Source organism: Vibrio minamisatsumaniensis (genome assembly GCF_050337445.1).
In the GTDB taxonomy this organism is placed as follows: domain Bacteria; phylum Pseudomonadota; class Gammaproteobacteria; order Enterobacterales; family Vibrionaceae; genus Vibrio; species Vibrio artabrorum.
Genome location: NZ_JAKJSY010000013.1, coordinates 44,798 through 57,428 on the forward strand (window position 1 = coordinate 44,798; position 12,631 = coordinate 57,428).

Annotated in this window: 10 protein-coding genes and 1 pseudogene; 5 read left to right on the plus strand and 6 right to left on the minus strand. The window is 44.4% G+C overall.

Translation table 11 applies throughout. The features are described from left to right. Window positions 1–7 precede the first annotated feature (7 nt). From cydB to aspS, 6 genes are all read right to left on the minus strand, one after another. Window positions 8–1,144 carry a cytochrome d ubiquinol oxidase subunit II gene (gene cydB / locus L4B77_RS03600; protein WP_429748538.1) on the minus strand — a complete coding sequence of 379 codons (1,137 nt, stop codon included), beginning with the start codon at window positions 1,142–1,144 and terminating at the stop codon, window positions 8–10. Window positions 1,145–1,157: 13 nt separating this feature from the next. Continuing rightward, entirely contained in the window at window positions 1,158–2,744 is a 1,587-nt protein-coding gene (cydA, locus tag L4B77_RS03605) for a cytochrome ubiquinol oxidase subunit I (protein WP_429748540.1), read from the minus strand. A gap of 548 nt (window positions 2,745–3,292) precedes the next feature. Further along, the gene (gene ruvB / locus L4B77_RS03610; RefSeq protein WP_261837572.1) at window positions 3,293–4,309 is read right to left on the minus strand and encodes a Holliday junction branch migration DNA helicase RuvB; all 1,017 of its coding nucleotides are present in this window, start codon (window positions 4,307–4,309) and stop codon (window positions 3,293–3,295) included. 103 nt (window positions 4,310–4,412) lie between these two features. Next, window positions 4,413–5,024 carry a Holliday junction branch migration protein RuvA gene (gene ruvA / locus L4B77_RS03615; protein WP_017062079.1) on the minus strand — a complete coding sequence of 204 codons (612 nt, stop codon included), beginning with the start codon at window positions 5,022–5,024 and terminating at the stop codon, window positions 4,413–4,415. A 174-nt stretch (window positions 5,025–5,198) separates the two neighbouring features. Further along, window positions 5,199–5,720: a crossover junction endodeoxyribonuclease RuvC gene (gene ruvC, locus L4B77_RS03620; protein ID WP_008219936.1), complete on the minus strand. Its 522-nt coding sequence runs from the start codon at window positions 5,718–5,720 to the stop codon at window positions 5,199–5,201. A gap of 171 nt (window positions 5,721–5,891) precedes the next feature. Beyond that, a complete protein-coding gene (gene aspS, locus L4B77_RS03625) occupies window positions 5,892–7,670 on the minus strand; it encodes an aspartate--tRNA ligase (protein WP_017062081.1) in 1,779 nt (592 codons plus the stop codon). Between the two features lie 340 nt (window positions 7,671–8,010). On the opposite strand from aspS, the pseudogene L4B77_RS03630 reads away from it, so the two are divergent. From L4B77_RS03630 to L4B77_RS03650, 5 genes and pseudogenes are all read left to right on the plus strand, one after another. Next, window positions 8,011–8,100 (plus strand): annotated as a pseudogene (locus L4B77_RS03630) (DUF72 domain-containing protein); the annotation flags it as partial. Window positions 8,101–8,243: 143 nt separating this feature from the next. Next, window positions 8,244–8,972 (plus strand): carboxy-S-adenosyl-L-methionine synthase CmoA, encoded by a 729-nt coding sequence (gene cmoA / locus L4B77_RS03635; protein ID WP_261837575.1) that lies wholly within the window; start codon window positions 8,244–8,246, stop codon window positions 8,970–8,972. A gap of 186 nt (window positions 8,973–9,158) precedes the next feature. After that, window positions 9,159–10,130 (plus strand): tRNA 5-methoxyuridine(34)/uridine 5-oxyacetic acid(34) synthase CmoB, encoded by a 972-nt coding sequence (cmoB, locus tag L4B77_RS03640; protein ID WP_429748548.1) that lies wholly within the window; start codon window positions 9,159–9,161, stop codon window positions 10,128–10,130. A 237-nt stretch (window positions 10,131–10,367) separates the two neighbouring features. Then, window positions 10,368–11,108 carry a putative ATP-dependent zinc protease gene (locus tag L4B77_RS03645; RefSeq protein WP_429748550.1) on the plus strand — a complete coding sequence of 247 codons (741 nt, stop codon included), beginning with the start codon at window positions 10,368–10,370 and terminating at the stop codon, window positions 11,106–11,108. 17 nt (window positions 11,109–11,125) lie between these two features. Continuing rightward, entirely contained in the window at window positions 11,126–12,631 is a 1,506-nt protein-coding gene (locus L4B77_RS03650) for an inactive transglutaminase family protein (RefSeq protein ID WP_372040084.1), read from the plus strand.

A 12,631-nucleotide genomic window follows, 5' to 3' on the forward strand; every position in this document is an offset into this window, starting at 1 on the left:
TTCTAGCTTAGTAAGCTGAAACGTCGTTATCTTCGATATGTTTCTTATCTATACGACCGAACATTTTGTAGTATGTCCAAGTTGTGTAGCCAAGAATCACAGGAACCATTACCGCCGCAACTGCCGTCATCAGGCCAAGCGTAAGTTCGCTTGCTGTTGAATCCCACATAGTCAAACTATGATTTGGGTTTAGGCTTGATGGCATTACGAATGGGAACATCGCAAAACCTGCGGTTAGAATCACACCAGCATTAGACAAACTTGAGAATAAGAAAGCAAAACCACCACGCTCAAAGCGAGATGCAATCACAGCAAGCAGTGGCATTACTACACCTAGAATTGGTGCAGCCCACATTGCTGGATACGTTTCGAAGTTTGTCATCCAAGCACCAACTTGAAGTGATACTTCTTTGTTTAGTGGGTTTGAATCAGCAAACGTGTCCATCGTGCTAGTGATTACGTAGCCTTCAATAGACTGAACCCAGAAGCCACCAATAATGAACAGAGCAATAGCAATTAGGCCAGTGATCTGAGCAACATTACGAGCGCGGCTGTGCAGCTCTTCTGTAGTCTTCATTTGAAGCCATGTTGCACCTTGCATCACGAACAACATCAGAGCTAATACACCACAAAGCAATGCAAACGGGTTTAGCAGAGCGAAGAACGTGCCATGGTACTTAGACATCATAAACTCGTTCAGGTCAAATGGAACACCTTGTAGTAGGTTACCAAATGCCACACCGAAAATGATTGGTGGTACTGTGCCACTAAAGCAAAGTGCGTAGTCCCAAGTTTTACGCCATTTTGGATCTTCAATCTTAGAGCGGTAATCAAGAGCGAGTGGTCGTAACCAAAGCGCTGCTAACGTCGCGTACATTGCGAAGTAGAAACCAGAAAACGACGTTGCGTAAACCAGCGGCCATGCAGCAAACAATGCGCCACCCGCAGTGATAAGCCAAACTTGGTTACCATCCCAGTGAGGGGCAATCGTGTTTAGCATAATACGGCGTTCAGTGTCGCTCTTACCGATAACCGGTGAAAGAGCAGCAACACCCATATCGAAGCCATCAGTTACGGCGAAACCAACCAGTAGAACACCGATCAATACCCACCAAATAAGTCGTAAGCTTTCGTAATCAAACATAATATTCCCTCACTTATACTTCGACTGAACGGCTAACTTTGTCTTCAACAGAGTTATCGTTTTGTTCAAAGTGGTAACGGCCTGTCTTTAAGCTACTTGGACCTTTACGTGCGAATTTCAGCATTAGGTAAACTTCAGCAATCAAGAACACCGTGTACAGTGCCAGGATAGCGAAGAGAGAAGTCCATAGCTGTTCAATAGTTAGTGCTGATGCTGCAACGTTAACCGGTAGGATTTCACCAACCGCCCATGGTTGACGACCAAATTCAGCAACAAACCAACCTGCTTCAATCGCAATCCATGGTAGTGGGATGCTGAATAAAGCAGCTTTGAGAATCCAAGGTTTCTGTTCGATTTTCTGGCGGCATGTTTGGATAAACGCCGCACCGAAAACGAACAACATAATAAACCCGCAACCAACCATAATACGGAACGCACTAAACAATGGCCACACTGTTGGGATTGAATCGTCCGCTGCCATTTGGATTTGGTCTTCCGTTGCGTCAACAACATTGTCTGTGTAACGTTTTAGAAGTAGTCCATAACCTAAGTCACCTTTGACTTCGTCAAACGCACTCATATTTGCTTCAGACTTATCACCAGCGCGAAGCTTTTCAAGTAGCTCGTATGCATACATGCCCGTACGAATGCGTTCAATGTGTTGTTCACGTAAGTCGCGTAGACCCGTAACCTCTGTATCAAGGGAACGTGTTGCGATGATACCCATGACATAAGGAATCTTAATCGCGTAATCCGTCTGCATAGTTTCTTGGTTTGGAATACCAAAAACAGTAAATGCAGCTGGTGCTTCTTCGGTGTTCCACTCCGCTTCTACAGCAGCAAGCTTCGATTTTTGAACATCACCAAGCTCGTAGCCAGATTCGTCACCTAGAATGATTACTGACAGGATTGCCGCCATACCAAAAGATGCTGCGATCGCAAAAGAACGACGAGCGAACGCAAGATCACGTCCTTTCATGATGTAGTATGAACTAATCCCCAGTATAAACATGGCACCACACGTGTAGCCAGAAGCTACTGTGTGTACAAACTTAACTTGTGCAACTGGGTTAAACACGACTTCTGCAAAACTTACCATTTCCATACGCATGGTTTCGAAGTTGAATTCTGCGCCTACTGGGTTTTGCATCCAGCCATTCGCTATAAGAATCCAAAGTGCAGAGAAGTTAGAGCCAAGTGCCACTAGCCAGGTTACCGCTAAGTGCTGACGCTTTGACAGTCTGTCCCAACCGAAGAAGAAAAGACCAACAAAAGTAGACTCTAGGAAGAATGCAACAAGCGCTTCGATAGCCAGCGGAGCACCAAAGATGTCGCCAACATAATGAGAATAGTAAGACCAGTTAGTACCAAACTGGAACTCCATAGTTAAGCCTGTCGCTACACCAAGAGCAAAGTTAATACCAAACAATTTACCCCAGAACTTGGTCATGTCCTTATAAATTTGCTTGCCAGTCATTACATAAACTGACTCCATAATGGCAAGTAGAAATGCCATACCTAAAGTCAGTGGAACAAATAAGAAGTGATACATCGCTGTAAATGCAAACTGCAATCGCGACAGATCAACAACATCAATCATGGTAACTCCTTTGTGTCGGCTGAATGACACTTGTGTGATTATTCACCGCAAAAATCCATTTAATAACAACTCGCCGAATTGTTATTAAAAATCAATATTTGTAGCGAAAAAGTACCGTTTTAGTTAGATTATTGTTAAGAGCTAGCTAATATAGCTAGCGCTAATATTACTGGTAAATTCAATATGTTTCAAAAGATTTATAGGCGAATTCTGTGTTGATTTATATCAAATTTACTCGGGTAAATTTGAGCTGCTTTTGTACAAAATGGCGAAAATCACACCAAGATGGCTTCTGTTATTCATCACACTCGATATCTGCGACAAAAGGCTCGCACTAACTCAACATGCGAATCACAAATAAACGAAAGATTTTAACAAAGCGCACCATATTCCATTTCATTTACTGCTCGTGAAATTAAAAATGGAATCACAGTTTTCATTTTCGAGGGGGTTATATCCGACCTTTTTACCGATTAGCTCAAAGAGTTGTTATTCATTAAATAGCTAAGTCCAACGCTAATATAGGTGAGATCGATAGAATGAATAATTTAACGATGCGACGGTTTATCGATTCCGAAATGTAGATAGGCTCTGTCGGTCGCGATTCGACCTCTTGGCGTTCTTTGTAGATAACCTTGTTGAATCAAGTAAGGCTCTAACACATCTTCAATGGTGTCTCTCTCTTCACCAATTGCCGCCGCCATATTGTCGATACCAACAGGGCCACCACCAAACTTCTCCATGATCGCAAGCAATAGCTTTCTATCCATATAGTCAAAACCTTTGGCGTCGACATCCAGCATGTTGAGCGCTTTGTCAGCCACGTCAGGAGAGATGTGTCCATCGCCTTTCACTTCCGCGTAGTCACGAACACGACGAAGTAAACGGTTGGCGATACGTGGTGTACCTCGAGCGCGACGAGCCACTTCTAACGCTCCTTCCGGATCCATAGAAAGACCAAGGCAATCAGCACTGCGCTGAACGATGTTTTGTAAATCTTCAACCTTGTAGTACTCAAGGCGTTGGGTGATCCCAAATCGGTCACGTAAAGGAGAGGTGAGCGAACCAGCACGAGTAGTTGCGCCAATCAAAGTAAAAGGAGGCAGATCGATCTTAATAGAACGTGCTGCTGGTCCTTCACCAATCATGATATCCAGTTGGTAGTCTTCCATCGCAGGGTACAAGACTTCTTCAACCACAGGGCTTAAACGGTGGATCTCATCAATAAATAGGACATCATTTTCTTCAAGATTGGTCAGCAACGCCGCTAAGTCACCCGCTTTTTCTAATACAGGCCCTGAAGTCGTACGAATGTTGACATCCATCTCATTGGCTACAATATTCGCCAACGTGGTTTTACCCAAACCGGGCGGACCAAATATCAAAAGATGATCGAGCGCCTCACTACGCAGTTGTGCCGCTTTGATGAAAATTTCCATCTGGCCACGAACGTGATCCTGACCTTGATAGTCGGCAAGAGCTTTAGGGCGTATTGCACGATCAATGACATCTTCATCTTTGAATACTGGGTTGTCCGGTGCAATAAGGCGATCGGCTTCAATCATAAATTCTGCTATTCCTAACTATGCGTTTCTTAACTCTGCGCTTCTTGACTCTGTGTAAAGGCAAAGTAAATGAGTCTATTTTGTAGAACAAGTATATTGAGTATTAAACCATCGATTTCAGAGCTTCGCGAATCAACTGTTCGCTGGTCATGCCATCTTTAGCCACTTGAGAAACCACCTTAGAAGCTTGAGTCGGCTTGTAGCCTAATGCAAGCAGTGCACTGACCGCTTCTTCTTCCGCGTCGTGAACCGTTGGCATTGAATCAATCGGAGCTGCGTCCGTTGCTGGAGTAAACAGGTCACCCGCGCCCCACCCTTTCAGGCGGTCTTTCATTTCAACAACCAAACGTTCAGCGGTTTTCTTACCCACTCCTGGAAGTTTAACCAGCGTAGAAATATCTTCACGTTCAACACTCTGAACAAACTGACTAGCCGTCATACCCGAAAGAATGCCAAGGCCAAGCTTAGGGCCTACTCCGTTAGCTTTGATGACTTCGCGGAACAGCGCACGCTCTTTAACTGTATTAAAACCATAAAGTAACTGGGCATCTTCACGTACCACAAAGTGCGTGTAGATGATTGCCTCTTCGCCCACGTTAGGTAATTCATAAAAACAGCTCATTGGCATTTGAACTTCATAGCCAACACCACTCACTTCGATTAGTAACTCAGGGGGTTGCTTTTCTATTAATGTACCGCGTAAACGTCCGATCACAACTTGCTCTCTTGATGGAATATATTTTGTGGGACAGAATATAAAAGAACTGGATACTTATCCAGTTCTTTGTGTTTGTTCTCGTGATTAATTTAGACTTATTCAGCCTGACATCAAAAGATTTAAAGTGCCTCAATTAAATTCAAAGCAGCGTAGCGATGGTGTGATTTTTAACTAACGGTAGCGCCCTTTTCTCGCACCTGTCGCTTTACCTGCAAGCGCTATCAAAGTTTTATTGGTGTTAGCGTGCGTGATCGCGACACCAAGAGCATCGGCAGCATCGGCCTGTGGTTTGGCAGGTAACTTAAGCATACTCATCACCATGTTTTGAACCATTGACTTGTCCGCACCACCATTGCCGGTCACCGCTTGCTTGATTAACCTTGCTGCGTATTCATGTACTGGCAAATCCGCATTTACCGCTGCCACTATCGCGCTGCCACGAGCTTGTCCCAGCTTAAGTGCAGAATCCGCATTCTTCGCCATGAAGACCTGCTCAATCGCAAACACATCTGGCTGAAACTGAGTGATGATTTCGCTCACACCGGCGTAGATTTGTTTGAGTCGGCCCGGCAATTCTTTTTCAGAGGTGCGGATACAACCGCTACCTAAGTAATATAGATGGCGACCATTTTGACGAATCACGCCATAGCCGGTAATACGCGAGCCAGGGTCAATCCCTAAGATAATAGACATAACTTCAATACTGATTATTTATACATGCTTTATGAGCTTAGTATATCGAACGCAAAAAAAAATGCCCGTCAAATTAACGGGCATATTCTAATTTACTGGCAAGTCTGGCTCATAAATTAAAGAGCTCTCTATCAACTAGGATCTCTTTATCAACAACAAAAGATAACAGGCTTACGCTTGCTCTTTTTTCTCTGCCAATTTAACTGCGATGGCTAGCTCTTCCAGTGATGCTGGGTTCGCTAGGCTTGGCGCGTCTGTTAGTAGACATGCTGCAGCGGTTGTTTTCGGGAATGCGATAACGTCACGGATGTTCTCAGTACCACAAAGTAGCATTGCTAGACGGTCAAGACCGAATGCTAGACCAGCGTGTGGTGGCGTACCGTACTTAAGCGCTTCAAGTAGGAAGCCGAACTTCTCTTGTTGCTCTTGTGCTTCGATACCTAGGATACCGAATACCGCCGTTTGCATTTCTGCGTTGTGAATACGTACAGAACCGCCGCCTACTTCGTAGCCGTTGATGACCATGTCGTATGCATCAGAATTTGCTGCTGCTGGGTTCGCTTTAAGCTCTTCCGCGTTCACCCCGAGTGGTGATGTGAATGGGTGGTGCATCGCGTGTAGGTTACCTTCGCCGTCTTCTTCGAACATTGGGAAGTCAACAACCCACAGTGGAGCCCATGCAGATGTGTCTGTTAGCTCTAGATCCGTACCTAGTTTAAGACGAAGTGCGCCCATTGCTTCAGCAACGATGCCCGCTTTGTCTGCGCCGAACAGAATGATATCGCCAGATTCAGCTTGAGTGCGATCGAGAATACCGTTGATTACGTCTTCGCTTAGAAACTTAGCCACTGGAGATTGAATACCTTCCATACCTGCAGCACGGTCGTTAACCTTCATCCAAGCTAGGCCTTTCGCGCCGTAGATGTTTACGTGTTCAGCGTAACCGTCGATTTGCTTACGAGTTAGCTTAGCACCACCTGGAACACGGATAACCGCTACGCGACCTTTTTCGTCGTTAGCTGGGCCAGAGAATACTTTGAACTCAACGTCTTTAACCAAGTCAGCAACATCAACGAGCTCTAATGGGTTACGTAGATCTGGCTTATCAGAACCGAAACGACGAATCGCTTCAGAGAACGGCATTACTGGGAATTGACCGAGTTCAACATCGAGAAGTTCTTTCCACATATCGTGAACAAGCTTCTCAGTCACGTTACGTACTTCTTGAGAAGTCATGAAAGATGTTTCGATATCGATTTGAGTAAATTCAGGCTGACGGTCAGCACGTAAATCTTCATCACGGAAACATTTAACGATTTGGTAGTAACGGTCGAAACCAGACATCATCAGCAGTTGCTTGAACAGCTGAGGAGATTGAGGAAGTGCGTAGAAGCTACCTTTGTGAACACGGCTTGGTACTAGGTAGTCACGAGCACCTTCTGGTGTCGCTTTCGTGAGTACTGGCGTTTCGATGTCTAGGAATAGGTTCTCATCTAGGAAACGACGAACGAAGCTAGAAGCACGTGCACGAAGCTTGATACGGTCGCTCATTTCTGGACGACGAAGATCGATGTAACGGTACTTAAGACGCTGCTCTTCAGAGTTCGTTTGGTTGAAGTCTAGTGGAAGCGCTTCTGAACGGTTGATGATCTCTAGACCCGTCGCGTAAAGTTCTACTTCACCAGTAGCCATGTCTTTATTTACTTGGCTGTCCGGACGAACACGTACTTCACCAGTAAACTTGATACAGAATTCATTACGCAGTTGGTTAGCGATCGGGAAGATATCTTTCATATCTGGATCGACAACAACCTGAACGATGCCTTCACGATCACGCATATCAATAAAGATAAGACCGCCTAAATCACGGCGACGGTTTACCCAGCCGCACAATTCTACAGTTTGTCCCGCCAGGGACTTGTTCAGGTTACCACAGTAATGGGTACGCATAATGAATTTCCCAATCTCTTAATTATTTACTAGTTTCCAAGCTGTCAGTGGTCATTCCACACAACAGAGCAAAGGAACATTTATACGCGGAAACTCGCTTAAAATCGACCTTCCACATTCGAATTTATTGTGTTTTATCTGGCTTTGCTGCTTTTTAGCTCATCAAGTGCACAAAGATTCATCAAAACCGAAAAAATTGCGATAATTATATCTCGAAAGTACCTTAATCAGCAAAACTCTCGTACAGTAGATTTTAGGGCGCGTTGACCTTTCGTCGTTAAATTTTGTTCGAGATAAAAGCGTTTTAATCGCGGCGAGGGGGAAGTAGCCTAGTCATTCTAAGCAAATATCTGAAAATACGTCATTATTATTACCCAATCTGGCTCAGTTTCCGGCTCAAAAAAGCAATCATCAAATCTCGATGTTTTGATCCTTCTGTTATCACTCCACTCGCTCTAATCCTTAGCCTAATCTCAGTTTTCGTGACAGTGACGCTTTTTTTACGTAAAATATGTCCCCTTTTATTTGGTACGAATTTTGTGCCGATTACGCTGACTGTCGAGAGAAAATGCCATGAGCAACACAGACAATATCTTTTCCGCTCCTATCGATAAAATTGGAGACTTCACCTTTGATGCAAGGGTTGCTGAAGTATTTCCGGATATGATTCAACGTTCGGTGCCTGGCTATAGCAATATAATCTCTGCAATCGGCATGCTGGCTGAACGCTTTGTAAAACCACATTCCAATGTTTACGACCTTGGCTGCTCGCTTGGTGCTGCGACACTGTCTATGCGTCGTCACATTCAGCAAGAAGGCTGCACGATTTTCGCGATAGATAATTCAGAAGCCATGGTTGAGCGCTGCAAATTGCACGTTAATGCTTACCGCAGTGACACACCGGTAGACGTGATTGAAGCCGACATCCGTGAAGTGGAAATCAAAGACGCTTCTGTCGTGGTGCTTAACTTTACGCTGCAATTTCTTTCTCCAGACGATCGATACGCTCTGCTTGAGAAGATTCATGCCGGTTTACGCCCAGGCGGGATCTTAATCTTGTCAGAAAAATACGTCTTCGAAGATGAAAGCGCCAATGAACTGCTTATCGACCTGCATCACGACTTTAAGCGCGCCAACGGATACAGCGAGTTAGAAGTCAGTCAGAAGCGCAGCGCAATTGAAAACGTGATGCGTCCAGACTCGATCCCGGTTCACAGAGAGCGATTTGATAAGATTGGCTTCTCAAGCAACGAAGTCTGGTTCCAATGTTTCAACTTTGGTTCAATGTTCGCGATAAAATAAACATTTTCGATTACGTCATAGTCGCGACACCGTTAGCACGTACTAAAATGTCATCCTCAAGAGCGAGGAACGAGCGAGTTGGGGATCTCTTATCAAACACGATAAACGAGACTCCCTAGCCTGTTTGTCTACACTCTTAATCGAGTGACAAATTTAATTTCTACACCACCAACTCAGTGAAAACCTATGTTTAATTTTGCCAATTTTTATCAACTTATTGCCCAAAATACTCGCCTTCAGCCGTGGCTCAATGTTCTGCCACAACAACTGACCGATTGGCAAAATGCAGAGCACGGCGATTTCGATCGTTGGTTACGTGCACTAAACAAGATTCCACAAGGTATGCCAGATCAAGTTGACCTGAAAAATTCAGTGACGGTTGGCAGCTCAACACCGTTTCACACCGGCGAGCTTAAAAAGCTAGAAAGCCTACTAAAGACCTTCCACCCATGGAGAAAAGGACCTTACACGGTTCACGATATTCATATTGATACTGAGTGGCGCAGTGACTGGAAATGGGATCGTGTGCTGCCACATATCTCTCCTTTGAAAAACCGTTCGGTTCTCGATGTCGGTTGTGGCAATGGCTACCACATGTGGCGCATGCTGGGTGAAGGTGCTCGCTTAACGGTTGGTATTGATCCTTCCCACCTATTCTTGGTTCAGTTTGAAGCGATTCGTAAGTTGATGGGCGATGACCAACGAGCTCACCTATTACCGCTTGGCATTGAGCAACTGCCAAAGCTTGAAGCCTACGATACGGTATTCAGTATGGGGGTGCTTTACCACCGTCGTTCACCACTGGACCATTTGATTCAACTGAAAGACCAATTGGTCTCAGGCGGTGAACTGGTGCTTGAAACTTTGGTTATCGAAGGCGACGAAAATGCGGTACTGGTACCGGTTGATCGCTATGCGCAAATGAGAAACGTCTACTTCTTCCCTTCTGCTCGCGCCCTGAAACGCTGGCTAGAGCAAGTGGGTTTTGACGACGTACGAATCGTTGACGAAAATGTCACGACGAGTGGTGAACAACGCACAACAGAATGGATGACACACAACTCTCTTCCAGATTACCTCGATCCGAACGATCCAAGTAAAACCGTTGAAGGTCACCCTGCACCAAGACGTGCGATTTTGGTCGCAACAAAGCCATAAGATTGATCCACTCAACGACCATTTTTTGTATTAACTTTGAGTCTAAATACACGTTAATTGTTTAAAAAACGGCTGGTATTTAATAAGTGAACAATTTGAATGCGCAATAATTGGCGTAACGCTCACATTGCGATTCAATATAACCAGACTCTTACAATAGGATGCTTCACGCATCCTTTTTTGTGAGATAAAATCCTAAATAGTCTGAACTATTATCAAATTCTCTAAGGTTTTTTTATGTTTAAGCGATTATCGCCAATTGTGGCGGTGGGTTTGCTCTCTGGCTGCACCCTCACAAATGGTGCAACCTACCACCAAGAAACTCTCGACGCTCTTTCTCGCTCAGAGACAAACATCGCAAATAGGGTTCAAAACCTTGAACTGAAAATAAGTAACCAAAATGACTATATTGAAAGTTTAGAAGGTGAAATTACGGCTCTGTCTAACCAATTAGATGTCCATCTCACGAGAGTCGAAAATAAAGTCACGCAACAGTTAGAGAAAAAGAAACCCATGACCGTTGCTATCGCTCCTATTCCACCCACTTCACAACCCACTATCCTAGGCGGAATCGAAAAGGTGTCTATCGACTTAATAGCACAAAGCTTTGATGCTCGAGTTGATACCGGCGCAAGCACTTCATCTTTAAACGCTGTCGATATCAAAAAGTTCGAACGTAATGGCAAGAACTGGGTTAAATTTCACCTAGACGACAAAGCCCAAGCAGCAGAAGACAAAAAGTGGATTGAAGCGCCAATTCTTCGTTATGTGAAAATTCGTCAGTCAACCAATGCCCAGACAGAGCGTCGAGCTGTCATTGAATTGTGGGTAAAAGTTGGAAATATCCATGAAAAAGCGCAATTTACATTGGCGGATCGCTCTCAAATGACTCACCCTGTATTACTGGGACGTGAATTTATCAAAGATATCGCGTTAGTAGATGTAAGCAAAAAGTACGTACAAACGGAAGCTAAATAACAATAGTAGGGTAAGCTATGACATCCAGAATTCCATTTTATATCTCTATTTTGCTACTCATTGTAGCTGGTATAACACTCAGTATATTTAGACATATGACCTACGGGGTACCGTGGACCCCAGGAGAAACCAGACAAATCTGGGACGTTGAAGCTCGAGTCGAGTTCAATGCTGTAGGCAAAGAAGCAAAAGTTTCGTTAGCGGCTCCTCACACTCAATCTAACTACACACTTATTGGCGAGTCAGCTTCCTCACCGGGTTACGGTATTTCTTATTTAAATACGGAGTCTGGTCGCCGTGCAGAATGGTCGATTCGCTATGCCGACGGCCCGCAAACCATCTACTACAAAACACAATTTTTAGTCGACAACCAAGCCAAAGTGGAGAATATCCCTCCAAAAGGTGAAATTGTACAGCCAAGCTTTGACGGCCCAGAAGAAGCTGCGGCTCTTGCGTTGATTGATCGAGCAACCAAACGCTCAGCAGATAACCTCACATTTACTCGTGAGCTAATCAAAACGCTTAACGATCCCGATAGCCAAAATTCAGCACTCATTCTGAACCACATGACCAAAGTAGAAGCCACACACAAGCTACTTTCAGCCGCAAAAATCCACAACAAAGTGGTTGGTGTTATCGAACTCGAGGATGGACGTCGTCGTCAATCAATTCAAAACATGATCCAGATTTGGGACAATGAACAATGGATTCTATTTTCTCCTGAATCAAGCCAACAACAAATTCAACCAAATCTACTTATCTGGGATGAATCAAACGTCTCTTTATTGGATGTGGTGGGTGGTCAAAACAGTAAAGTGCATTTTTCGATGATTGCTCAAGAAGTTTCACCAACGGAAGCAACCAACAGCAAAATTTCTTCAGACCAGCTATTGAACTTATCCATCCACAGTTTACCGCTAGAAGAACAAGCGATGTTTAAAACCATCATGCTGATCCCCATCGGAGCACTGATTGTTGTATTCTTGCGTGTCATCATTGGTTTGAAAACGTCCGGTACATTCATGCCGGTTTTGATTGCGGTCGCCTTTGTACAAACACAATTGGTAACGGGTATTGTCGGCTTCCTATTGATCGTGGGGACCGGCCTTGTCATACGAAGTTACTTGTCCAAGCTCAATCTCTTACTGGTTGCCCGAATATCGGCGGTGATCATTACGGTGATATTGATTATTTCTGTGTTTACGGTGGTGGCGTTTAAGATTGGCCTAACAGAGGGTCTGTCCATTACGTTCTTCCCAATGATTATTTTATCTTGGACTATCGAACGTATGTCTATCCTTTGGGAAGAGGAAGGAGCGAAAGAAGTTGTGCTGCAAGGTGGCGGGTCTCTATTTACCGCAGTGCTTGTTTACTTAGGTATGACGAACCCCTTCATTCAACATTTAACGTTTAACTTCATTGGTTTACAACTGGTTATTTTAGCAACCATACTGTTACTGGGTAACTACACGGGCTACCGTCTGACCGAGCTTCGTCGATTTAAGCCGCTAACGGAGGACTAA